The 22,858-nt window shown below is 62.3% G+C and carries 20 protein-coding genes; 3 read left to right on the top strand and 17 right to left on the bottom strand.

Features of this window, described 5'->3' with window-relative positions:
- Positions 1-51: 51 nt before the first annotated feature.
- From pyk to hisI, 11 genes are all read right to left on the bottom strand, one after another.
- Positions 52-1,563: a pyruvate kinase gene (gene pyk / locus H6F58_RS10845; protein ID WP_060701881.1), complete on the bottom strand. Its 1,512-nt coding sequence runs from the start codon at positions 1,561-1,563 to the stop codon at positions 52-54.
- An 86-nt stretch (positions 1,564-1,649) separates the two neighbouring features.
- Entirely contained in the window at positions 1,650-3,119 is a 1,470-nt protein-coding gene (locus H6F58_RS10850; protein WP_146275325.1) for a glutamate synthase subunit beta, read from the bottom strand.
- Positions 3,112-7,725, bottom strand: a complete 4,614-nt coding sequence (gene gltB / locus H6F58_RS10855) for a glutamate synthase large subunit (RefSeq protein ID WP_146278156.1) — start codon at positions 7,723-7,725, stop codon at positions 3,112-3,114. Before gltB ends, H6F58_RS10850 begins: the two co-directional genes overlap by 8 nt.
- Positions 7,726-8,328: 603 nt before the next feature.
- Complete coding sequence (gene lgt / locus H6F58_RS10860) at positions 8,329-9,318, bottom strand: prolipoprotein diacylglyceryl transferase (protein ID WP_171919219.1); 990 nt, start codon at positions 9,316-9,318, stop codon at positions 8,329-8,331.
- Positions 9,318-10,100, bottom strand: coding sequence for a tryptophan synthase subunit alpha (trpA, locus tag H6F58_RS10865; RefSeq protein WP_060701883.1), 783 nt, complete (start codon positions 10,098-10,100; stop codon positions 9,318-9,320). Before trpA ends, lgt begins: the two co-directional genes overlap by 1 nt.
- Positions 10,101-11,417, bottom strand: coding sequence for a tryptophan synthase subunit beta (trpB, locus tag H6F58_RS10870; RefSeq protein WP_171919220.1), 1,317 nt, complete (start codon positions 11,415-11,417; stop codon positions 10,101-10,103).
- Positions 11,418-11,528: 111 nt separating this feature from the next.
- The gene (trpC, locus tag H6F58_RS10875; protein WP_195181762.1) at positions 11,529-12,353 is read right to left on the bottom strand and encodes an indole-3-glycerol phosphate synthase TrpC; all 825 of its coding nucleotides are present in this window, start codon (positions 12,351-12,353) and stop codon (positions 11,529-11,531) included.
- A gap of 1 nt (position 12,354) precedes the next feature.
- Positions 12,355-12,603: an HGxxPAAW family protein gene (locus H6F58_RS10880; RefSeq protein ID WP_060701886.1), complete on the bottom strand. Its 249-nt coding sequence runs from the start codon at positions 12,601-12,603 to the stop codon at positions 12,355-12,357.
- Between the two features lie 156 nt (positions 12,604-12,759).
- On the bottom strand, positions 12,760-13,350 hold the full coding sequence (locus H6F58_RS10885) for a Trp biosynthesis-associated membrane protein (RefSeq protein ID WP_171919222.1): 591 nt from the start codon (positions 13,348-13,350) through the stop codon (positions 12,760-12,762).
- A complete protein-coding gene (locus H6F58_RS10890; RefSeq protein WP_171919223.1) occupies positions 13,347-14,918 on the bottom strand; it encodes an anthranilate synthase component I in 1,572 nt (523 codons plus the stop codon). The genes H6F58_RS10885 and H6F58_RS10890 overlap by 4 nt, the downstream gene beginning before the upstream one ends.
- Positions 14,919-15,018: 100 nt before the next feature.
- The gene (gene hisI / locus H6F58_RS10895) at positions 15,019-15,420 is read right to left on the bottom strand and encodes a phosphoribosyl-AMP cyclohydrolase (protein ID WP_060701889.1); all 402 of its coding nucleotides are present in this window, start codon (positions 15,418-15,420) and stop codon (positions 15,019-15,021) included.
- Between the two features lie 134 nt (positions 15,421-15,554).
- Here hisI and H6F58_RS10900 point away from each other — a divergent pair, with 134 nt between their 5' ends.
- The 3 genes from H6F58_RS10900 (at position 15,555) to H6F58_RS10910 (ending at position 18,274) form a co-directional block, all read left to right on the top strand.
- Positions 15,555-16,196, top strand: coding sequence for a TIGR03085 family metal-binding protein (locus tag H6F58_RS10900; protein WP_075972476.1), 642 nt, complete (start codon positions 15,555-15,557; stop codon positions 16,194-16,196).
- Between the two features lie 506 nt (positions 16,197-16,702).
- Positions 16,703-17,332 (top strand): DUF6318 family protein, encoded by a 630-nt coding sequence (locus H6F58_RS10905; protein ID WP_195181763.1) that lies wholly within the window; start codon positions 16,703-16,705, stop codon positions 17,330-17,332.
- Positions 17,333-17,368: 36 nt separating this feature from the next.
- A complete protein-coding gene (locus tag H6F58_RS10910) occupies positions 17,369-18,274 on the top strand; it encodes a hypothetical protein (RefSeq protein ID WP_171919225.1) in 906 nt (301 codons plus the stop codon).
- Between the two features lie 52 nt (positions 18,275-18,326).
- Here the strand turns inward: H6F58_RS10910 and hisF are convergent, their stop codons facing one another.
- The 6 genes from hisF to H6F58_RS10940 all read right to left on the bottom strand — a co-directional run bounded on the left by hisF (position 18,327) and on the right by H6F58_RS10940 (position 22,834).
- The gene (gene hisF, locus H6F58_RS10915; protein ID WP_060701893.1) at positions 18,327-19,097 is read right to left on the bottom strand and encodes an imidazole glycerol phosphate synthase subunit HisF; all 771 of its coding nucleotides are present in this window, start codon (positions 19,095-19,097) and stop codon (positions 18,327-18,329) included.
- 21 nt (positions 19,098-19,118) lie between these two features.
- The gene (hisG, locus tag H6F58_RS10920) at positions 19,119-19,967 is read right to left on the bottom strand and encodes an ATP phosphoribosyltransferase (protein WP_060701894.1); all 849 of its coding nucleotides are present in this window, start codon (positions 19,965-19,967) and stop codon (positions 19,119-19,121) included.
- 138 nt (positions 19,968-20,105) lie between these two features.
- Complete coding sequence (locus H6F58_RS10925) at positions 20,106-20,369, bottom strand: phosphoribosyl-ATP diphosphatase (protein WP_058254586.1); 264 nt, start codon at positions 20,367-20,369, stop codon at positions 20,106-20,108.
- Between the two features lie 72 nt (positions 20,370-20,441).
- The gene (gene ribH / locus H6F58_RS10930) at positions 20,442-20,933 is read right to left on the bottom strand and encodes a 6,7-dimethyl-8-ribityllumazine synthase (protein ID WP_171919226.1); all 492 of its coding nucleotides are present in this window, start codon (positions 20,931-20,933) and stop codon (positions 20,442-20,444) included.
- A gap of 27 nt (positions 20,934-20,960) precedes the next feature.
- Positions 20,961-22,211 carry a 3,4-dihydroxy-2-butanone-4-phosphate synthase gene (gene ribB, locus H6F58_RS10935; RefSeq protein ID WP_171919227.1) on the bottom strand — a complete coding sequence of 417 codons (1,251 nt, stop codon included), beginning with the start codon at positions 22,209-22,211 and terminating at the stop codon, positions 20,961-20,963.
- Positions 22,211-22,834, bottom strand: a complete 624-nt coding sequence (locus H6F58_RS10940; RefSeq protein ID WP_171919228.1) for a riboflavin synthase — start codon at positions 22,832-22,834, stop codon at positions 22,211-22,213. The genes ribB and H6F58_RS10940 overlap by 1 nt, the downstream gene beginning before the upstream one ends.
- Positions 22,835-22,858 lie beyond the last annotated feature (24 nt).

Raw genomic sequence — 22,858 nt, forward strand, 5'->3', positions numbered from 1 at the left:
GACAGGCGTCGGGCAGCGGAACTTTTAAGGTCTCAGCGTAAAAAGCTGCTGCTACAGGGACTCAGGAGTTGAAACATTCTCCGCTGCCCATGGGCCAACCTTCTCGCGGGCTGGCATTGGCTTGCCGTCAACCAGCTGGCCTGCATCGGCCAGATCGCCGATCTTGTGCACGCGAAGCGAGTTGGTGGAGCCTGCCTGCCCTGGAGGGGAACCGGCGGCAATGCAGACCAGGTCGTTGATCTCAGCCAAGCCCTCGGAGAGCAGCGCCTCGTCCACCTGGGCGGTCATCTTGTCGGTATGGTCCGCGTAAGCCACCAGGCGAGCCTGGATGCCCCACATCAGGGTCATGATGTTGTAGGTCTGCTGCAGCGGGGTGAACGCCAGCACAGGCTTCTTCGGGCGCAAGCGCGAGAGGCGGCGTGCCGAGTCGCCGGACTGGGTGAAGGCCACAATGTACTTCGCATCGAGCTGATCCGAGATCTCCACAGCGGCACGGGTGATGGCGCCGCCGCGGGTCTTGGGCTTGGAGCCCAGGCGCGGGATGCGATCCAGGCCGTGCTCTTCGGTGGAAGAGATGATGCGGGACATGGTTTCCACGGTTTCCACCGGGTAGGCGCCAACCGAGGTCTCCCCCGACAGCATGACTGCGTCCGCGCCATCGAGTACTGCGTTGGCGCAGTCCGAAGCTTCGGCGCGGGTCGGAGTTGGCGACTCGATCATCGATTCGAGCACCTGGGTGGCAACGATGACCGGCTTGGCCCAGCGGCGTGCGAGCTCAACAGCGCGCTTCTGCACCACGGGAACCTCTTCCAGCGGCAATTCCACGCCGAGGTCGCCACGGGCCACCATGATGGCGTCGAACGCGTTGATGATCTCTTCCAGCGCTGCCACGGCCTGCGGCTTCTCGATCTTGGCGATCACCGGTACGCGGCGGCCTTCTTCGTCCATGATTTCGTGCACGCGCGAAATGTCTTCGGCGTTGCGCACGAAGGACAGAGCAACCATGTCGACGCCGGCACGCAGTGCCCAGCGCAGGTCGTCCTCGTCCTTTTCGCTCAATGCGGGTACGTTCACTGCGACGCCTGGCAGGTTGATGCCCTTGTTATTGGACACTTCGCCGCCGACGATGACCTCCGAGCGCACCGAGGTCGCGTCAACCTCAACAGCCTTGAGCTTGACCTTGCCGTCGTTGACCAGCAGGAAATCCCCTGGCTTCACATCTTCTGGGAGGCCCTTGAAGGTGGTCGAGCACAGGTTTCGGGTGCCTTCCACATCATCAATGGTGATGGTGAATTCCTCGCCAGCTTCGAGGATGTACTTCGCGTTGTCCTTGAAGCGGCCCAAACGGATCTTCGGGCCCTGCAGGTCGGCGAAGATGCCGACCGCACGGCCGATCTCCGCTGCCGCGTTGCGCACGTTCGCCAGCGATTGCGCGTGCATGGAGTGGTCTCCATGGCTCATGTTCAAGCGTGCTACATCCACGCCTGCTTTTAGTACCGCTACAGTGTTTTCATAGCTCGCCAGGGCTGGACCCCAGGTTGCCACAATCTTTGCGCGTCTCATTCCGTCAGCCAAATGCCTTTCATGTTCACATAGGCAAAATGCGGCCCACCCGGATATCGGGTGCGCCGCATTCAAGCCTATGACACTCAAATGATGCTGATGGCCCTATCGGTTGGAGCTACCGGTGCAGGAAGGGTGGTCGAGCCCATGAGGAACTGATCGACCGAAGCTGCGCAAGCGCGGCCTTCGGCGATAGCCCACACGATCAGCGACTGTCCCCGACCGGCGTCTCCGGCGACGAAGACCGATTCGGTGTTCGTCTTGTAGTAGCCATCTCGGGCGACGTTGCCCCGGTTGTCGAATTCGATACTGACCTGTTCGTCCAGCCCTGAAACTTCAGGCCCGGTGAACCCGAGGGCAAGCAAAACCAAATCCGCAGTGATGACGCGTTCGGTTCCAGGCTTCGGGAGGCGCTTGCCAGCAACAAATTCTGTCTCTGCAACTGTAACACCGATCACCTTGTTCTGCTCAGTTCCCTCGCCGGCGACGAAGTTCACAGTCGACGCGAGGTAGCTGCGTTCGCCGCCTTCTTCGTGCGAGGACTGCACCTCGAAGAGCACTGGCATCATTGGCCACGGCTGGTTTTCGCTGCGTTCGGTGCCCGGCTGCTTGCCGATGGCCAGCGTCGTAACACTGGCCGCGCCCTGGCGCAAAGCGGTGCCGATGCAGTCCGAGCCGGTGTCGCCGCCGCCGAGGATGATCACGTGCTTGCCCTTGGCATCGATTTTGCGCTCGCTGCTGGTACCGGCAACAACGCGGTTGTTGTCGGTGAGGAACTCCATGGCGTGGTGCACGCCATCAAGCTTGTTGCCGGGTACCGGAAGCTCGCGTGGCACGGTGGCACCAGTGGCAACAATCACCGCGTCGTAGTCGCGCTGCAGCTGCTTCCAGGTGATGTCCTTGCCGATTTCGATGCCGGTGCGGAAGATCGTGCCTTCCTCGCGCATCTGGTCCAGGCGGCGATCGATGATCTGCTTTTCCAGCTTGAAGTCCGGAATGCCGAAGCGCAGCAGCCCGCCAATGGCCTCATCGCGTTCGTATACGGCCACGGTGTGCCCGGCACGGGTCAGCTGCTGGGCGGCGGCCAGTCCGGCGGGGCCCGAACCCACAATGGCGACACGGTGCTCGGTGTGGCGCGCTGGCGGCTGCGGGACGAAGTCCCCGGCATCCATCAGGTGCTCGGCCAGTTCGGCTTCCACCTGCTTGATGGTCACCGCAGGCTGGTTGATCCCGAGCACGCAGGAGGACTCGCACGGTGCAGGGCAGAGCTTGCCGGTCAGTTCCGGGAAGTTGTTGGTGGACAGCAGCCGGGCTGCCGCATCATCCAAGCGGCCCTTGTAGGTCAGGTCGTTGAACTCCGGAATCAGGTTGCCCAGCGGGCAGCCCTGGTGGCAGAACGGGATGCCGCAGTCCATGCAGCGCGACGCCTGCTGCTGCAGGGTGCCGTCCTTCTGCCGTTCGACAACTTCCTTGTAGTCCATCAGGCGCACCGGTACAGGGCGCTTAGGTTGGGTGACGCGCTCGGTCACCTTCAGGAATCCGCGTGGATCAGCCACGGGTCACCTCCAAAATCTTGTTCCATACCTGTGGCGAATCAGGGTTCTGCCCGTTGGCTTCGGCATCGCTGCGCACCTGCTGCACGGCTGCGAAGTCGCGCGGGGTGATGCTGGTGATGCGGTTGCGGGTTTCTTCCCAATTCAGCACCAGGCGCTGTGCCAATGGCGATGCGGTCTGGGCGATGTGCTCGGTGAGCAGCTCGTGGATGCGCTCGGCTTCCTGGTCGGTGATCGGGGTGATCAGCAGGTCGCCCTGGCTGGCTGCCAGCGGGTTGAGCTTGGCTTCATCGAAGTCGACAACCCAGGCGACACCGCCGGAGAAGCCCGCGCCGAAGTTGCGGCCGGTCTCCCCCAGGATCAGCACCTCGCCACCGGTCATGTACTCGCAACCGTGTTCGCCGATGCCCTCGGTGATGATGCTCGCCCCGGAGTTTCGGACAGCGAAGCGTTCGCCGACCATGCCATTGATGAACATCGAGCCGCTGGTGGCGCCGTAGCCCACCACGTTGCCGGCGATCACCTGTTCTTCCGGTGCGGAAGTGGTGCTCGTTGGCGGGTGGATGACGATCTTGCCGCCGGACAGGCCCTTGCCCACATAGTCATTGGCGTCGCCGTCCAGGGACAGGGTGACACCTGCGGGCAGGAAGGCGCCGAGCGACTGGCCGGCACGCCCGGCAAGGTTCACCGTGATGGTGTCCTCGTCCAGGGTCTCCAGCCCGAAGGTCTTGGTGACGTGGTGGCCCAGCAGCGTGCCCACCGAACGGTCGGTGTTCACGATCGGCGACTCAATGGTCACCGGAATGCGATCGGACAATGCCGGGGTCGCGGCAGCCAGCAGGCGCTGGTCCAGGTGGTTGTCCAACCCGTGGTCCTGGCCAATGCGGCGCCGGCGGGCGGCAAGCTCAACGGCGGGCTGGTGGGTGATTGCCTCCAGCGCCAGGCCGGTGACCTTGCGGTGCGCGCCCAGCTGCTCGGCGTCGGTTTCCAGCAATTCCACGCGGCCGATCACTTCGTCCAGGGTGCGCGCACCCAGGGAAGCGAGCAGTTCGCGGACTTCCTGGGCGATGAACTCGAAGAAGTTCACCACGAATTCGGCCTTGCCGCTGAAGCGCTCGCGCAGCACAGGGTTCTGTGTCGCCACGCCCACCGGGCAGGTGTCCAGGTGGCAGACGCGCATCATGATGCAGCCCGAAACCACCAGCGGCGCGGTGGCAAAGCCGAACTCCTCGGCACCCAGCAGGGCACCGATCAGCACGTCGCGGCCGGTCTTGAGCTGTCCGTCGACCTGCACGGTCACGCGATCGCGCAAGCCGTTGAGGATCAGCGTCTGCTGGGCTTCGGCCAGGCCGAGCTCCCATGGGGTGCCCGCGTGCTTCAGCGAGTTCATCGGCGAAGCGCCGGTGCCGCCGTCATGCCCGGAAATCAGCACCACGTCGGCCTTGGCCTTGGCCACGCCGGCGGCCACGGTGCCGATGCCGGACTCGGAGACCAGCTTCACGTGCACGCGCGCCGAAGGGTTGGAGCACTTGGCATCGTGGATCAGCTGGGCCAGGTCCTCGATCGAGTAGATGTCGTGGTGCGGTGGCGGGGAGATCAGCCCGACACCCGGGGTGGAGTGGCGGGTTTTGGCGATCCAGGGGTAGAGCTTCTGGCTCATCAGCTGGCCGCCCTCGCCCGGCTTGGCGCCCTGGGCCATCTTGATCTGGATGTCATCCGCGTTGGTCAGGTACAAGCTGGTCACGCCGAAACGGCCCGAGGCGATCTGCTTGACCGCGCTGCGCCGCTCGGGGTCGAGCAGGCGCTCCGGGTCCTCGCCGCCTTCGCCGGTGTTGGACTTGCCGCCCAAGCGGTTCATGGCGATGGCCAGGGTCTCGTGGGCTTCGGCGGAGATCGAGCCGTAGCTCATCGCACCGGTGGCGAAGCGCTTCACGATTTCGGAGACCGGCTCCACCTCGTCGATGTCGATCGGGGTGATGCCCTCGGTCTTCAGCTTCAGCAGCCCGCGCAGGGTCTTGAGCTGCGCGGCCTGGTCGTCCACTGCCTTGGTGTACTCCTTGAACACGTCATAGCGGCGGGTTCGGGTGGAGTGCTGCAGGCGGAAAACGGTCTGCGGGTCGAACAGGTGCGGCGGGCCCTCGCGGCGCCACTGGTATTCGCCGCCGACCTCAAGCTCGTTGGCCTGGGACGCGCCGTCGATTTCCGGGTAGGCGCGGGCATGGCGGGCAGCGGCCTCGGCGGCCACCACATCCAGTTCGATGCCCGAGAGCTTGGTGGTGGTGCCGGTGAAGTACTGGTCGACCACGCGCTGGGACAGGCCCACGGCTTCGAAGGTCTGCGCGCCGCAGTAGCTGGAGACCGTGGAAATGCCCATTTTGGACATGATCTTCAGCACGCCCTTGCCCAGGGCCTTGATCAGGTTCGAGTTGGCGGTTGGGCCGTCAACCCCTGGCAGCTCGCCCTCTTCGGCCATCTGCTCTACCGATTCCAGCGCCAGGTACGGGTTGATCGCGGCAGCGCCGTAGCCGATCAGCACCGCAATGTGGTGCACTTCGCGGGCGTCGCCGGATTCGATGATCAGCGAGGCCCGGGTGCGGTTCGAGCTCTTGAGCAGGTGGTGGTGGACCGCCGAGGTCAGCAGCAAGGAAGGGATCGGAGCCCAGGCCGCGGAAGAATCGCGGTCGGAAAGCACGATGTAGCGCACGCCGCGGTTCACCGCAGCGGAGACCTTCTCGCAGATTTCCTGCAGGCGGGCGCGCAGCTCTGATTCGCCGCCGGCCGGTCGGTAGAGCCCGCGGACCTTCAGCGAGAGCTTGGATCCGGACTCGTCGCGCAGGTTCACGATCTTGGCCAGCTGGTCGTTGGTCAACACCGGGTAGTCCAGGGCGATCTGGGTCTGCGGAACCTTGTCCAGGCTCAGCAGGTTGCCGTCGGGCCCGATGGTGGTGCGCATCGAGGTGACCAGCTCTTCGCGGATGGCATCCAGCGGCGGGTTGGTGACCTGGGCGAAGGACTGGGTGAAGTAGTCGAAGAGCAGGCGCTGGCGGTCGGCCAGGGCCGCGATCGGCGTATCGGTGCCCATGGCGGCCAGGGGCTCGGCGCCGGCGGTGGCCATCGGGGCGAGCAGCACCCGCAGTTCTTCGGTGGTGTAGCCGAAGGTCAGCTGGCGCAGCAGCACGGAAGCCGAGTTGTGGCGCACGTGCTCCAGGTCCGGGAAATCGGCCAGGGTCTTCATATTGTGCGAGACCCATTCGCGCCATGGCTTGGCCGCGGCGACCTCGGCCTTGATTTCGGAGTCTTCAACGATGCGGCCGGCATTCAGGTCGACGGCGAACATCTTGCCCGGGGCGACACGGCCCTTGGAGACAATGTGCTCTTCTGCCACGTCGATCACGCCGACCTCGCTGGCCAGCACGACCAGGTCGTCATCGGTGACCCACCAGCGGGCCGGGCGCAGGCCATTGCGGTCCAGCACGGCGCCGGCCATCTGGCCGTCGGTGAAGCACACTGCTGCCGGGCCATCCCATGGCTCGATCAGCATCGAGTGGTACTGGTAGAAGGCGCGCAGGTCCTCATCCATCTGGGTGTCGTTTTCCCATGGCTGAGGGATCATCATCATGATCGCTTCGGTCACGTTGCGGCCCGAGAGCATGAGCATTTCGGCCACTTCGTCGAAGCTGGCCGAGTCCGAGGCACCCGGGGTGCAGATCGGGAACAGCTCCTCGGGCACTTCGCCCAGCAGCGTGGAGTCCAGGGTGGACTGGCGGGCGCGCATCCAGTTGCGGTTGCCCTTGACCGTGTTGATCTCGCCGTTGTGCGCGATGGTGCGGAACGGCTGGGCCAGCGGCCACGAAGGGAAGGTGTTGGTGGAGAAGCGCGAGTGCACGATCGCGCAGCGGCTGGTGAAGCTCGCCTCGGACAGGTCCGGGTAGAACGGCTCGAGCTGCGCGGTGGAGACCATGCCCTTGTAGACGATGGACTGCGCGGAGAAAGACGCGAAGTAGACGCCCATCTTGTTGTGCGCGCGGCGGCGGATGCGCCAGGCCGCTGCATCGAGTTCGCGGCTGCTCAAGGCCGGTGCTCCGGCAGGCGAGGCGACAAAGAACTGGGTGATGTAGGGCATGACCTTGCGGGCCGAAGCGCCCAGGACCGAGGCGTCGACCGGCACTTCGCGCCAGCCCAATACCGACAGGTTCTCTTCGGCGGCGAGGCTTTCAAGTTCGGACTGAGCGAATTCGCGCTCCTTGGTTTCCGCTGGCAAAAAGCCCATGCCCACGGCGTACGATCCGGCCTGAGGCAGCGGGAAGCTCGTGGCGCTGCGCAAGAACGCGTCGGGCATGTGCAGCAGGATGCCTGCACCGTCACCGGTGCCTTCGTCAGCGCCGATGGCGCCGCGGTGTTCCAGGCGGCGCAAAGCGGTCAGCGCGTGCACGACGATGTCGTGGCTGGATTCGTTTTTCAGGGACGCAATCATTGCCAGACCGCAGGCGTCCTTTTCAGCCGCTGGGTCATACAGCCCCTGCGCGCCGGGCAGCGCCGCGAAGCGGGTGTATGGCGAGGCAACGTCCTCGCCATAGCCTGGCGAGGCGTTCATTTGGACTCCGGTCATGCTCATGAGCGTGCCTTTCTGTGGTTCATGCAGGATAGGCGCGCCGACCCCTTAGGCAAAGAGTATATTTCTTGCAAGGGCGACCGGCCGCCTGAATGTCTCATCGACTTGAAACGTATCGACAGTGCCAAGCGGGGTATGCCTGCGTATCGAGGTTTCGGGGACGAACATTTCCCACCTCGTTGTGGTACTGCATCGCAGGTCCGCTCCAGGGGTTGAGGGCCCATCGCGATGCCAACATCACACGTTACGCAATTTTTGTTTCTCCAGTGCGACCGTTTGTGTTTCAGAAATGTTAAAAACGGGGCCCGCGCACTGCTGCTTCAACGTGGCCCCGTGAGGTCGAAACCCCGAAAAACGGTTTTGTCTACCTGTTTCCGAGGTTTTTTCATGTTTCAGGAATGTTGCGGAGACTTATCGTGGGCCGCGAGAAATTATTTCCGATTTTTTCGACAGGTTTCGCCATACTTGGCCGATCGCGCGTCATGAAAGCAGCATCGGGCCGCCGGCGCGGGCGGCAAGACAGCTGCGGCCGACAAGTTGGCATACTTGTCGGCCGATCAGCACTTGCCCGGAGCCAGGGTCGAAATCCTGGCACCTTCGCTATTCGATATTTTTTTCCTGTGGCCCCTCGCCTGGGGCGTCGGCCGATGCCTCGGTGCCAGCCGGGTTTGCGCCCTCGGCCGCCGCTTCAGGCTTGCGCCCTGGCAGGAAGAACGGATCGGCATCCTGGCGGCGGGTTCGCTTCAGGACCAGGAACAAGGCGATGGCTCCGGCGATCACCAGCGCGATGGCCAGCCACTGGTGCACCCTGAGGCCCAGCGGCCCGATGGTGATGATTTCGGCCGGGTCCAGGCGCAGGGACTCGGTGAAGGTGCGGCCGATGCCGTACCAGATCATGTAGCAGCAGAACATCGCTCCGCGGCGCAGCTTGAACTTGCGATCCAGCCCGATCAGCACCAGCGCGCCGAGCACGTTCCACAGCGACTCGTAGAGGAAGGTCGGGTGGAAGAGCGTGTCGGCGGGCAGGCCAGCTGGGAAATTGTAGCTGTTGGGGTCGATCTCCAGGCCCCAGGGCAGCGTGGTCGGTGCGCCGAAGAGCTCCTGGTTGAACCAGTTGCCCCAGCGTCCGATGGCCTGGGCCAGCAGCAGCCCCGGCACGGCCGCGTCGGCAAAGGCCGAGAGCCGGATGCCCGCCTTGCGGCAGCCGATCCAGGCACCCAGGGCACCGAGGGATACCGCGCCCATGATTCCCAGCCCGCCCAGCCACAGCTGGGGTATCTCGGCCCAGTGCGCCTGTTGCCCGCCCAGCCCGAAGTAGTACATCGGGTCGGTGATCATCACGTGGTAGAGCCGGCCGCCGATGATGCCAAAGGGGATCGCCCAGATCGCGATGTCCCAGAGCATGTCGGAATTGCCGCCGCGGGCCTGCATCCGCTTATTGGTCAGCCACAGCGCCAGCAGGATGCCAGCCAGGATGCACAGCGCGTAGGCATGGATGGTCAGCGGCCCGATGCTGAATTTGGACAGCTCCGATGGCGGGGAGGGAATGGAGGCTGGCAGGGCCAGGGCCAGCTGGGTGCTGATGCCCATCAGGCTCGTCCGCTCAGTTCAGCTGCGAGGCGGCCAACCGCTGGCACTCCCCCGTCGCGCAAGGCGGCCACCAGGGCGGTACCGACGATCACGCCGTCAGCGTAGGCACCGATTTCTTCCACGTGCTCGCGGCGCGAGACGCCAAGGCCCACGCAGGCGTTGGCTGCGCCGGCCCGGTGCGCGGCGGCAACTACGGCTTCGGCGGCCGAGGAGACTTCGCTGCGCGCGCCGGTGACGCCCATCAGCGATACGCAGTAGATGAATCCGCTGGAGGCATCCACGGTGCGCTGCACGCGCTCTTCGGTGGAGGATGGGGCGATCAAAAAGACGCGCTCCAGATCGTGCTTGGTGCTCGCCTCGATCCACTCGTCGGCTTCATCCGGGACCAGATCCGGGGTGATCAGGCCGGCGCCGCCAGCTTCGGCGAAGCGGCGGGAGAACTCGTCCACGCCCAGGCGGAGCACCGGGTTCCAGTAGGTCATGACCATCACGGCCACATCGGTGCGTTCGGTGATGCCGCGCACGATATCGAAAATCTGCGGCACCTTGAAGCCGTTGGCCAGCGACTGCACCGTGGCTTCCTGGATGACCTGTCCGTCCATGACCGGGTCGGAATAGGGAATGCCGATTTCGATGATGTCCACGCCGTTTTCGGCCAGCGCCACGGCGGCTTCAATGCTCGTCGGGACATCCGGGAAACCAGCCGGCAGGTAGCCGATCAATGCGGGGCGGCCCTCGGCACGGGCGGCAGCGATCTTTTCAGCACTAGTCACGCGGGTCATCTACTTCTCCTCGGAGTTCTGCGAGTTGGCCGCGTTGATTTCGGCTTCGGCATCTTTTTCGTCGATCATGTTGAACCAGGCGGCGGCGGTGCCCACGTCCTTGTCCCCGCGGCCCGAGAGGTTCGCGATGATGATGGTCTCCTGCGGCACGACGCCCTCGGCGACCTTGCGCTGGGCCAGGCGGATGGTGCCGGCCAGGGCGTGCGCGGACTCGATCGCCGGCAGGATGCCCTCGGTGCGGCACAGCGCCTTGAACGCATCCATGGCCTCGGTGTCGGTGACCGGTTCGTAGCTGACGCGGCCGATGTCGGCCAGGTATGCGTGCTCCGGGCCGACGCCCGGGTAGTCCAGCCCGGCGGAAATGGAGTGCGATTCGATGGTCTGGCCGTCGTCGTCCTGCATCAGGTAGGACTTCGCGCCGTGCAGCACGCCCGGGCGGCCCAGGGTGATGGTGGCGGCGTGGCGGTCGGTGTCCACGCCGTCGCCGCCGGCTTCGAAGCCGTAGATCTCGACTTCTGGGTCATCGAGGAAACCGTGGAAGATGCCGATCGCGTTCGATCCGCCGCCGATGCAGGCGGTGACCGCGTCGGGCAGGCGCCCGGCCTGGGCCAGGATCTGCTCGCGGGCCTCGTCGCCGATCACCTCGTGGAAGTAGCGCACCATGGCCGGGAAAGGAGCGCCGCCGGCGGCGGTGCCCAGCAGGTAGTGGGTGTTCTCCACATTCGCCACCCAGTCGCGCAGGGCTTCGTTGATGGCGTCCTTCAGCGTCTGGGAGCCGACGGTCACCGGGATGACGGTGGCGCCGAGCAGCCGCATCCGGGCCACGTTCAGCGCCTGCCGGCGGGTATCCTCGGCGCCCATGTAGACCACGCATTCCAGGCCCATCAGGGCCGCGGCAGTGGCCGAAGCCACACCGTGCTGGCCGGCACCGGTTTCAGCGATGATGCGGGTCTTGCCCATGCGCTTGGCCAGCAATGCCTGGCCGAGCACGTTGTTGATCTTGTGGCTGCCGGTGTGGTTCAAGTCTTCGCGCTTGAGGAAAATCCGCACCCCGCCGCAGTACTGCTGCGAGAAGCGCTTGGCCTCGGTGAGCAGCGAAGGGCGTCCCGAATAGTTCTTGTTCAGGTCCTTGATCTGGGCAACGAACTCGGGGTCCTTCTTGGCCGCTTCGAAGGTCTCGTTCAGCTCGTCCATGGCGGCCATGAGGGACTCGGGCATCCATCGTCCGCCGTAGGCGCCAAAATAGGGGCCACTGGCGTGCCTTAGCGACTGTGCATCGATCGACTGGCCGTGCGCGGAATTCTCCGGGGTGCTCATCGATTCCCTCTTTTCTCAAACGAAGCTTGATTCATGGTAAGTCTCGTGCCCCGCCGGAAGCTCCTGCGGGGCACGTGAAAGTTTGTTCCTGGTTCCTTGGCTCCGCGGCGGCTAGCGCTGCGGTTTGGCTTCGGTTCCGGCGGCGATGAACTCGGCGACGGTGGCTCGCGGATTCGCGTGCTTCACCAGGGCCTCGCCCACCAGGATGGCATCGGCACCGGCCGCGCCGTACTGGGCGACCTGCTCGGTGGATTCAACACCGGATTCGGCGATGATCACCGCTTCGGCTGGGATCAGCGGGGCAAGCTTGCCGAAGGTCGCAGGATCGACGTCGAGCGTCTTCAAATTGCGCACGTTGACCCCGATGATTTTCGCTCCGGCCTTCAGCGCACGCTGGATTTCTTCCTCGGTGTGCGTCTCGACCAGGGCGTTCATTCCCAGCTGATGCGTTAATTCTAGGAAAGTTTTCAGCAACTGATCATCCAGCGCCGCAACAATGAGCAATACGAGGTCCGCGCCGTGGGCCCGGGCCTCGTAAATCTGGTACTCATCAACCGTGAAGTCCTTGCGGAGCACCGGAATCTGCACCGCCGCGCGCACAGCATCCAGGTCAGCCAGCGAACCGCCAAATCGGCGGGCTTCGGTGAGCACCGAAATCACCGAGGCGCCTCCGGCCTCGTACTCGGCGGCCAGAACGGCAGGCTCGGCAATCTCCGCCAGCGCACCCTTGGATGGGGACTTGCGCTTGACCTCGGAAATCACCCGCAGGGTATGATCCCGTGCGTCCTGCTGGTCGCGGCCGCCCAAGGCCGCGAACGCATCGCGGGCCGGGGCGGCTTCAGCGGCGGTGGCCTTGATGGCCTCTAGGCTGGTGGTTGCGCGACGGGCGCCCAGGTCTTCCCGGACGCCCGCGATGATGTCATCAAGAACAGTCAATTTAGTGCGATGCTCCGCTGCGTGCGCCACCGACGCCAAAGCCGGCGGCCTTCAGGATGGCGCCAACGACCAGGCCAAGAACGACAATGCCGCAGCCGACCCAGACGATGGACCAGGCCAGGTTCGCGAAAGCGATGCCGCCGACGATGAAACCTACGGTCATGATCAGCACGCAGCTCCAGGCTGCGATGGAGTTACCGTGGCCAATCTCTTCGGCGTATACCGGATCGATCTCGGTGTTCTGCGACATTTCTCGCGTTCTCCTTATGTTTGTTGATGCGCCGCGGCCCAGGATGCAGGCCGGCGTCGCTGGTCTTCAGAAACCATTCTGCCATCTGTGCCCGGTCACATCCTATTTGCCCGGGCTTTCGTTTCGAATCGGTGGCGCGAATCACCACCGGTCTTGCTATTTGGCTTCGGAGGTAGGATCCTCGCCGGCCGAAAGCTGCTCCCAGTTCGCGATGCTCCGCGAGGAGGCGTCCTTGGGCACGCTGGCGCTCTTTGCTGCCTGGCGGTCGTACTTGCTGGCTTTGGTTGGCCAGTGGCGCGCGAAGGCAAACGTCAGCACCGCCTGGAGGGCCATCAGGACGCCCGCCGCAATGGCGATCACCGGCCACGCGGTCACCGAGTAGTCGCCCGCATTTTGGGCCAGTCCCGTCGCCTCGGCCACGGCGGTGGCCGCCACGGCCTGCGGATCGCCCAGCGCGCCGGCTCCCGCGGCAATTGCCGACACGCCGGCCAGCAGGCTCAGCGCCGCGATGATATAGCGGGCGATCTTTCCGGCAATCAGCAGGGCCAGCGACGCGGCGAGCACAACCACGCACACGGCGGTGACCGATGCGGCAGCGCTCGCGCCGTCGATCACGATCTGCGGGATCTGCACCGAGCTGGCGGCCACGTCCACGGTGATCCAGGTCCGGGTTGCGGACCAGAATCCCAGCAGAGCGCCGAGCACGCCAACCATGGCCAAGTAGCGGGCACTGGTCAATTTCTTCACTTGCGCTCACCCAGTTCGGTGTTGATGGTATGTGCTGCGTGCATGGATTGCGCGGCCCAAACAGCGCGCAATGGCGCGGCCGCCTTGTTCACGGTTTCCAATGCCTCGTCGGCGAACTTGGAATCGTTCACGATGCCGCCGCCGGCCTGCACATAGGCGCGTCCGCCCTTGAGCAGCGCGGAGCGGATGGCAATCGCCATATCCATATCGCCGGCAAAGTCGAGGTAGCCCACGACTCCGCCGTAGATGCCACGGCGGTACGGCTCATATTCGTCGAGCAGCTGCAGGGCGCGCGGCTTCGGCGCACCGGAGAGCGTGCCAGCCGGGAAGGTCGCGGCCAAAACGTCGTAGGCGTCAACATCATCGCGGGTCTTGCCCACGACATTGGACACCAGGTGCATGATGTGGCTGAAGCGCTCGACTTCCATGAACTGGGTGACCTCCACGGTGCCGGCTTGGCAGACCCGGGACAGGTCGTTGCGTGACAGATCGACCAGCATCAGGTGCTCGGCCCGTTCCTTCTCGTCGTTCACCAGCGACTTCTCGAAGAGCTGGTCATCCTCGTAGTTCGCGCCACGCGGACGGGAACCGGCGATCGGGTGGGTGACCACATGCGAGTCGTTGACCGTCACCAGCGCTTCGGGCGAGGAGCCGACGATCTCAAAGGCCTCGCCATCTTCGTTGACAAAGTTGAACAGGTACATGTACGGGCTCGGGTTGGTGGCACGCAGCACCCGGTAGACATCCAGCGCGTCGGCCTGGGTCTCCAATTCGAAGCGCCGGGAGACCACGATCTGGAACACCTCGCCGTCCACGATCGCGGTCTTGGACTTGGCCAACGCCTCAAGGTACTCGTTTTCCGCCCACGAATGGGTGACTTCGTCCATGAGCTTTTCGCGCGGAACGTCGGTTCCGGAAAGCACCGAGGCGGTGGCTTCCACGGGCTGGGCCAATTGGTCGAGCATCGCCTGCAAGCGCGCCACCGCGTCGTCGTAGGCTTCATCGACGTTCTCGTCGCTGCCGTTGAAATTAATGGCGTTGGCGATCAGCGTCACCGTGCCTTCGACCGAATCATGGGCCGCCATATCGGCAACCAGGTTCATGCTCAGCTCTGGCAAGTTCAGGTCATCCAACGGCGGATTTGGCAGCTTTTCCCAGTGGCGCACGCATTCCCAGCCGACGAACCCGACCATGCCGCCGGTCAGCGGAGGCATGCCCGGCACCGGCTCGGTCTTCAAAGCGCGCACGGTATCGCGCAGCACCTCGACGCCGATGCCGCCATCGGGCAGGCCTTCGGGCGCGTGCCCCTGCCAGTAGGCCTCTCCCCCGCGGGTGCTCAAGGTGGCCGGCGAATTCACGCCGACAAACGAGTAGCGGCTCCACACCCCGCCCGGGGCTGCCGATTCCATCAAGAAGGTGCCGGGGCGCCCTTGGGCCAAAGTCCGGTAGAGCCCGATGGGCGTCAGCGAGTCGGCGAGGACCGTGATCGTTACCGGGATGACGCGGCGATCGGCCGCCAAGGTGGCGAAGTGCTCGCGCGATGGGGAAATCTTGCCGAGAGTTTTCATCAGTGTTCTTCTTCTACGTGTTGATCCCGCGCGGTCAATCCCGTGCAGGAAGCATCAAATTCCGGCCTGCCCATCCAGGCGGCCAGAAATTTGGAAAGTGCTATTCGGGGCGATTGCCGATCGCAGCTGGCAGCTGGCGATCGGTAAAGCAGGTCTCGGTCCCGGTGTGGCATGCTGCCCCCACCTGGTCCACCTGCACCAGCAATGCGTCGCCATCGCAGTCCAAAGCGACTGACTTGACGAACTGGAAGTGGCCAGAGGTATCGCCTTTGCGCCAATATTCCTGCCGGGAGCGCGAGTAGAAGGTCACCCGTCCCGTGGTCAAGGTGCGGTGCAGCGCCTCGTCGTCCATCCAGCCGAGCATCAGTACCTTGCCCGTGTCGTATTGCTGCGCGATCGCGGCGACCAGCCCATTGCCATCACGCTTGAGCCGATCGGCAATGGCTGGATCCAGGCCTGGGGTTTCGGGGCTCAAATTCGAGCCGTCGTTAGAAGTAGACATCTCCTTTAGCATACTGGTTTTAGCCCGGTTTCATTGACCTGTGACGTACTGCTCGCCAAAGCTCCCCAGGACATGGGCGACACTGCCCGCGCATTGCAGTAATCAGTGCGCGCGCCGTGCTACTTTCAGAAGTGATGCACTTAGTTCAGGCTTCCAGACTCGCGTTGGCCGAGACCTTGCTTGCCGCAGGTCCTACCGCTGACACTCTTTGCGACGGGTGGCAAACCCGTCATCTTGCCGCGCACCTTGTTGTGCGCGAGCGATCGATCCTTGCCGCGGGCGTGGTTTTCAAGCCCCTGTCCAAGAAGCTCGAGGCCAAGGTCAATGAGCTCGCCAATGCGGCGCAGTCCCCTGAACGCTATGCCTCGCTCATCCGCACTTTCCGTTCGGGTCCGGCAAAGTACTCTCCGTTTGTCATCGACAAGTTCGATCAGGCAGCAAACCTCTCCGAGTACTTCATCCACACCGAGGATGTCCGGCGTGCCCGTGCACAGTGGGCTCCGCGCGTTTTGGACAAGGAATATACGGAGCTTCTTTGGCAGTCCCTGACTCGCATGTCGCGCGTCCTCTTCCGCAAGGCTCCCGTCGGAATCATCTTGACCCGCCCGGACGGCCAGCGGCACGTAGCGAAAAAGGCACCAAACGCCGTGTCGATCACTGGTCCGGTCACTGAATTGATGCTCTACGGTTTCGGGCGCATCGATCAGAGCCTCGTGCTTTTTGAAGGCGGAGAGACCGCCCTGGAAATCGTCAAAGGCTTCAAGCCCGGGTTCTAAGGCTCGCAGATTGATGTGAGGTTTTGAGTGAAAATTTACCCCAATTTCGCCCAAGACACACGTCGCCTAGTAGTCCGAGCATTCAACAGCCAGAAGCAGCGCTCTGGCCACTAACAACTATTTTCGCGACTTGGGTTTAGCCGAACGAGAGTAGTCCCAACCTCAATCGCTGGCCTATGCGTGCGATGCAATTGGATAGTCGACTTCCTCAACGCACATTTATTGAATCATTTGAAGATTCAACTCACGCACATCACGATCAGAACGATTCCTCTCAAGGCAAGCGTCACTCGCAAGCCCTGTGATAGGTACACCCTCCGATTCAACGACCTTGTAACGCCCGTTCACGACGCCGCTAATCCCATTCTGCGCCCGTTACGGGAAACACAACCGTGAAAATCTATTCCACCGATCGATACCCACATTTCTGAATGATCCTCCCAAATTCGGGGTAGAGGGCATAGGATGTCGCAAAACGGAAATCATCTCACCGTTGGAGACCGATCATGTACGCGAAAGATTTCGTCGTAATAACTTCAGTTCTAGCGCTATCTTTGTGCGGTTGCGTTTCAGAAACCAGTGACAATCCGCAATCGAATCAATCAGCAACTGCAACTGAGTCGAGTGCAAGTAGCCGAACTTCAACAACCACCCATACCCCAAAGGCAAAAAAGTACCACCCTGCTACTGCCAATGGGCCCGCGCGCAATGTCCCAGTCCCCGATATGACAAGCGAAGCAACGAAAAACACTGAGAGTGGCGCCGCTGCCTTCGCCGAGTACTATCTGGAACTCATAAATTTTGTAGTAGAAACTAACAACGCTGAACCCATTAAACCGGTGACGACAAGACAATGCGAATACTGTGGAGAGGCGCTAATTGATGCTGCTGCACTTGGACGAAAATTAGGTGTCTGGCAAGTCGGCGGTAAACACCATGGAAAAGTGATGGATTCGTATAAGCCTACGAAGGATAGAGCTTCGGTAACCATCAAATATTGGATTAGTGCTAGCACCGTGTATCGAGAGCCGAACAAAATCGATAGCGAGTTCGAGAAAACAGGTCAACAAGAAATGATACTGGACCTTGTTTATAACGGACGGTGGCAAGTCGACGCGATTTCCGGTGAGTCGTAAATGTACCGTCGATCATTAGCGCTAGTTTTAGTTCAAGTGATTATCACTGGATTTGCGCTTGTCACAAACACCGCTGCCGAAACTGGCGAAGTGGCGTGCAGCAAATATACACCTCGAGTCGATCCAAACCAGATTATTGAAAAATGCAACAAAGACAAGGTAAAAACCGAGCAAGAGCAAAGAGATAAACAGATACAACAAGAAATTGAGAAGTGGTACAAGGAACCACTAAAAGATGATTCTGTTCAGATTGATCACGATAAACCTCGTCCGCGGTTCAAAATAAGAAGTTATGACATATGCGTCCCAGGACTCGAAACGATCAAGGGATGCGATAGCAATCCCGATATTAAACCCTGTTCTGATGGGACTTACCCTATAGTTCTTCAAGTCTATTCGCAGGAAGGCAAATATTTATCGCGTCAGATTTACTGTCCAGGAGATCCGAAACCTCCGAAGGTACCCAAAGAACTGGTCAAAACCGAGCGACGAATAGTAGTCACTCCGGAAAAGTTCCGTACCTACCCGATCATGGGGTCCTCAATTCAGAGTGCACCTAATAAGTTCTCTTTGCGCAACGGGCACACGCACTTCTGGGCCAGCAAGGACACGCAGGAATTCAAATCCAACTTGTCCGGGTCCGACGTGCGTATCAAGGCTATACCGATCCAATGGAATTGGAACTACGGAGACGGGGCCACGAGAAATCTGAGCTTCCCAGGCGAGGCTATGCCGTCGCATACTTTGCACGACGAGACCCCGACCAGCCACTCTTACTCAGAGACAGGCAAATTCGGTGTCAAGGTGACGACCTTGTACCGCGGCGAATTCAGCGTTGATGGAGGACCATGGCAAGCAATTCCCGGACAAGCAGCAGTTCCGAGCAATACCCTGCCAATCGACGTCTGGAGAACCAAGAAGGAACTCATCGCCAATGACTGAATTCAACTGAGATGGCCCGACACCGAAGTGTCGGGCCATCTCAGTTGATGAACTAGCGAACCGGATAACCGGCGTCTCGGATCGCTTGCTTCACCTGGGCGATCATGTCCTTGGGTCCAAAGTGGAAAATGGAAGCCGCTAGAACGGCATCCGCACCAGCTGCAATCGCTGGAGGGAAATCTTCTGGCTTCCCAGCACCACCGGAGGCGATCAACGGTACCGACACGGCGGCGCGAACCGCACGAATCATTTCCAGATCGAACCCGTCCTTGGTGCCATCGGCGTCAATCGAGTTGAGCAGGATTTCACCTACACCACGCTCGGCAGCTTCCTTGGCCCAGGCAACGGCGCACATGCCGGTTCCGGTCCGGCCACCGTGGGTGGTGACTTCGTAGCCTGATGCGATCGACGGATCAGCCGTGCGACGAGCATCAACCGAGAGCACTAGTACCTGGGAACCGAAGCGCTCGGTGATTTCGTTGATTACCTCTGGCCGGGTGACCGCAGCGGTATTGATCGACGCCTTGTCTGCACCGTTGCGCAGCAAACGATCAACGTCTTCTGCGGCTCGCACTCCCCCGCCGACGGTCAGCGGGATGAAAACTTCCTCTGCGGTTTGCCGAACAACCTCGTAGGTCGTTTCGCGGTCGGCACTTGATGCGGTGACATCCAGGAAGGTCAGCTCGTCGGCACCGGCTTCGTTATAGCGACGAGCCAGTTCCACCGGGTCGCCGGCATCGCGAAGGCCCTCAAAGTTGACGCCCTTGACAACGCGGCCAGCATCAACATCGAGACAAGGAATAACACGAATAGCAACGCTCATCGAAGGTAGATTCCTTGTCTACTAGATACGGCAGGCGTGGATTTGGCTGACCAGAATGGCTCGCGCACCCACGTCGTAAAGTTCGTCCATGATGTTGTTGGTTTGCGACTTCTTCACCATCGCGCGGACAGCAACCCAATCCGAGTTGGCAAGATCCGAAACAGTTGGCGACTCCAGGCCTGGAGTCAAGGCGCAAGCCTCTTCGGCTTGTTCGCGACGCACGTCGTAGTCGAGCATGACGTACTGTCGGGCGACCAGTACGCCGTTGAGGCGACGGATCAACACGTCGAGGCCGGCCGGCTTGTGGTCAACACGGCCAATCAATACGGCTTCGGATTGCAACAGCGGATCGCCGAAGATCTCCATGCCGGCGGCCTTGATGGTGTTGCCGGTTTCCACGACATCGGCGATGGCATCCGCCACGCCTAGTCGAACAGAGGATTCGATGGCGCCATCAAGACGGACGATCGAAGCTTCGATGCCGGACTTCTGGAGATAGTGGCGCAGCAGGATGTCATAGCTGGTGGCAATGCGCTTTCCGTTGAGCTGCTTGGCGTCGTTGAACGCGCCGATCGGGGCAGCGAAGCGGAAGGCGGATTTGCCGATGCCCAGGGACAGCTGCTCTTCAACGTCATCGTCCACGTCGGCGTCGAGGTAGAGGTCACGACCGGTGATTCCCACGTCGAGGATGCCTCGGCCTACATAGACGGCGATGTCGCGCGGGCGCAGATAGAAGAATTCAACCTGGTTCTCTTCGTCGACCAGGACCAGTTCGCGCGAATCGCGGCGCTGGAGGTAGCCTGCTTCCTTGAACATGGTGGAAGCGATTTCAGACAGGGCACCCTTGTTGGGTAGGGCTACGCGGAGCATTGTTGACTCATTTCGTCAGTGTGGCGCTGCGGCGTTCAGCCATAAACAAGCGCCAAGGATTATTTTCTTTGGCCGTTGTTACTGCCGTGCGATGCCTGCGCTCGGATCGCGGGTGATCCGAGCGCAGTGCCGCGACGGCTATAGATGCTTGTAAACGTCGGCCAAGGTCATGCCCTTGGCGATCATGAGAACCTGAAGGTGGTAGAGCAGCTGGGAGATTTCCTCTGCTGCTGCCTCGTCGGATTCGTACTCCGCAGCCATCCAAACCTCGGCGGCTTCCTCGACAACTTTTTTACCGATGCCATGGACACCAGAGTCGAGTTCGGTGACGGTGCGAGAGCCTTCCGGGCGTTGCTGTGCCTTGAGCGACAATTCGCTGAAGAGCTCGTCAAAAGTTTTCACGGAATCAATCCTAGCGTTTTTCTTGGCAGCACCTGCATTCAGGTGGCTCTTTGTGACGGGTCGCCTGATGGGCTAGGCCAAGGCAGCGACGGTCATGACCGCCGCAGAATAGGCCTCGTAGCCCTTGTCTTCGCTGGAGTTTTCCAAGCCAGCGCGGTCAAGGCCCTGCTCCTCGTTATCGCACGTGAGCACGCCGAACCCGATGGGGGTTTTGGTGTCGACACTCACACTGGTTAAGCCGTTGGTCGCCGCCAGGCAGACGTAGTCGAAGTGCGGGGTTCCGCCGCGAATGACCACGCCCAAGGCGATGATCGCGTCGTAGTCGCCGGCCAGGCTGGCTGCGGCTACCGGCAGTTCGAAGGTGCCCGGCACCCGGATGAGGGTGGTGTTCGCCTCCAGTCCAGCGTCCTTGGCGGCGCGCTGCGCGCCATCGATCAGGCCGGTCATGATCACCTCATGCCAGCTGGCTGCAACGATCGCAACCTTGAGTCCGTTGAACTTGCCGGTGCCGGCCAGCGATTCCAGCTGATCGGCAACATCCGTTGGCGCTCCGTGCTTGCTCATGCATTTGCTCCCTGTGTAGTGGTGGTTCTAGGCGCCGTGGTAGGCGTCGGCTTCGGAATCGGACAGCTGCTCGTCGGGGAGATCCAGGTGGTGGCCGAAGCGCGCCTGCTTGGTGTGCAGGTAGGCGGAGTTTTGCTCGCGCGGTGCAATGCGCAGTCCTACCAGTTCGTCCACCGTGATCCCCGCGTTGGTCAGCTGCTCCTGCTTATCCGGGTTGTTGCTCAGCAGGCGGATGGCATCCAGCCCCATGGCCTTGAGGATCGCAGCCACCGCGAAATACTCCCGTGCGTCGGCCGGGAAGCCCAGATGCAAGTTGGCGTCCAGGGTATCCATCCCGGATTCTTGCAGCGCGTAGGCGCGCAGCTTGTTGGCCAGTCCGATGCCGCGGCCTTCATGGCCGCGAATATAGATGACATGCCCGCCTTCGGCCGCAATCTGCTCCATCGACGCGTGCAATTGCTCGCCGCAGTCGCATCGGTAGGAACCGAAGATATCGCCGGTCAGGCACTCCGAGTGGATGCGCACCAGATTGCTTGGAGCGCTTCCGCCGGGGCCTTCGTGGCTGAGCACCATGTGCTCGTTGCCTTCGGCAGTGGCGGCCCGGGCGGTGAAGTCGCCAAAAGCGGTCGGCAATTTGATCGGATCCGTCAGCTCGATCTCGTCGTTGACACGGCGCCAGCGGGCCAGATCGTCGATGGAGATCAACGGCAGATCATGTTCGGCCGCGAAAACCCGCAAATCGTCCAGGCGCATCATCTCGCCGTCGTCCTTGGTGATCTCGCCGATCACGCCGGCCGGCTCCAGGCCGGCAGCGCGGCACAGGTCCACCGCGGCCTCGGTGTGCCCCCGTCGCTGCAGCACTCCCCCCGCGGCGGCGCGCAGCGGGAAGATGTGCCCGGGGCGCGAAAGCTGGGCGGGCACTGTGGCAGGGTCGGCCAGCAGGCGGGTTGTCAGCGCGCGGTCAGCGGCGGAAATTCCGGTGGTGATGCCTTCGGCGGCATCGCAGGTGATGGTGAAGGCCGTGCCCTTGGCGTCCTGGTTGATGCCGACCATCGGGCTGAGCCCCAGCGCGTCGGCCCGCTTGGCCTCGAGGGGAACGCAGATGACCCCGGAGGTGTAGCGGATGGTGAAGGCCATCAGCGCACTGGTGGCATGCTGGGCGGCGAAAATGATATCGCCTTCGTTTTCGCGGTCCTCGTCATCTACGACAACGACGGCGCGGCCCGCGGCCAGCGCGGCCAGCGCAACCGGGATCGGATCAAGCGTTGAGGAGCCCATTACCGCGCACCACCGAATTCATTCAGGCGGGCGACGTACTTGGCCAGCACGTCCACCTCGATATTGATCTTGTCTCCCACCTGGCGGGTGCCCATGGTGGTTTCGGCCAGGGTGATCGGGATGATGCCCACTTCTACCCAGTGCGAGCCGGTGGCGCTGGCCGGCGAGACACCGGTGATGGTCAGCGAGATGCCGTCCAGCGCAATAGAGCCCTTTTCTGCGGCCAGCGGCGCGTACTGGTCGTCGAGCGAAATGCGGAAGGTAGTCCATTGACCGTGATCGACCCGTTCGAGCACTTCGCCCACCGTATCCACGTGGCCTTGCACGACGTGGCCGTCAAGCCGGGCGCCGGCTTGGGTGCAGCGCTCCAGGTTCACGCGATCGCCGGCGGCCAGCGACCCGGTGGTGGTCCGCCGCAGGGTTTCGCCCATGACGTCGACGCTGAGCATCTCCCCCTGCAGCTCGGTGGCGGTCAGGCAGACGCCGTTCACGGCCAGCGATCCGCCCAGGCCCAGGTTCTCGGTGTGCCCTGGCGCGCTGAGGGTCAATATGGCCAGGTCCTGATCGGGAACGGTTTCGATCCCCTCGATGATTCCCTGGCCGGTAACGATTCCGGTAAACATGGTTTCTCCTCGATAAATTCTTGG

It is taken from the genome of Glutamicibacter sp. FBE19 (assembly GCF_015524875.1).
GTDB lineage: Bacteria > Actinomycetota > Actinomycetes > Actinomycetales > Micrococcaceae > Glutamicibacter > Glutamicibacter halophytocola.

Bases quoted from the DNA above. Each gene is read 5' to 3' on its own strand.
- hisG (WP_060701894.1), bottom strand. From the start codon at position 19,967: ATGCTCCGCGTAGCCCTACCCAACAAGGGTGCCCTGTCTGAAATCGCT.
- H6F58_RS10940 (WP_171919228.1), bottom strand. From the start codon at position 22,834: ATGTTTACCGGAATCGTTACCGGCCAGGGAATCATCGAGGGGATCGAA.
- H6F58_RS10880 (WP_060701886.1), bottom strand. From the start codon at position 12,603: ATGTCGCAGAACACCGAGATCGATCCGGTATACGCCGAAGAGATTGGC.
- H6F58_RS10905 (WP_195181763.1), top strand. From the start codon at position 16,703: ATGTACGCGAAAGATTTCGTCGTAATAACTTCAGTTCTAGCGCTATCT.
- gltB (WP_146278156.1), bottom strand. From the start codon at position 7,725: ATGACCGGAGTCCAAATGAACGCCTCGCCAGGCTATGGCGAGGACGTT.
- trpA (WP_060701883.1), bottom strand. From the start codon at position 10,100: ATGACCCGCGTGACTAGTGCTGAAAAGATCGCTGCCGCCCGTGCCGAG.
- hisI (WP_060701889.1), bottom strand. From the start codon at position 15,420: ATGTCTACTTCTAACGACGGCTCGAATTTGAGCCCCGAAACCCCAGGC.
- lgt (WP_171919219.1), bottom strand. From the start codon at position 9,318: ATGGGCATCAGCACCCAGCTGGCCCTGGCCCTGCCAGCCTCCATTCCC.
- hisF (WP_060701893.1), bottom strand. From the start codon at position 19,097: ATGAGCGTTGCTATTCGTGTTATTCCTTGTCTCGATGTTGATGCTGGC.
- ribH (WP_171919226.1), bottom strand. From the start codon at position 20,933: ATGAGCAAGCACGGAGCGCCAACGGATGTTGCCGATCAGCTGGAATCG.
- ribB (WP_171919227.1), bottom strand. From the start codon at position 22,211: ATGGGCTCCTCAACGCTTGATCCGATCCCGGTTGCGCTGGCCGCGCTG.
- trpB (WP_171919220.1), bottom strand. From the start codon at position 11,417: ATGAGCACCCCGGAGAATTCCGCGCACGGCCAGTCGATCGATGCACAG.
- H6F58_RS10900 (WP_075972476.1), top strand. From the start codon at position 15,555: ATGCACTTAGTTCAGGCTTCCAGACTCGCGTTGGCCGAGACCTTGCTT.
- H6F58_RS10890 (WP_171919223.1), bottom strand. From the start codon at position 14,918: ATGAAAACTCTCGGCAAGATTTCCCCATCGCGCGAGCACTTCGCCACC.
- pyk (WP_060701881.1), bottom strand. From the start codon at position 1,563: ATGAGACGCGCAAAGATTGTGGCAACCTGGGGTCCAGCCCTGGCGAGC.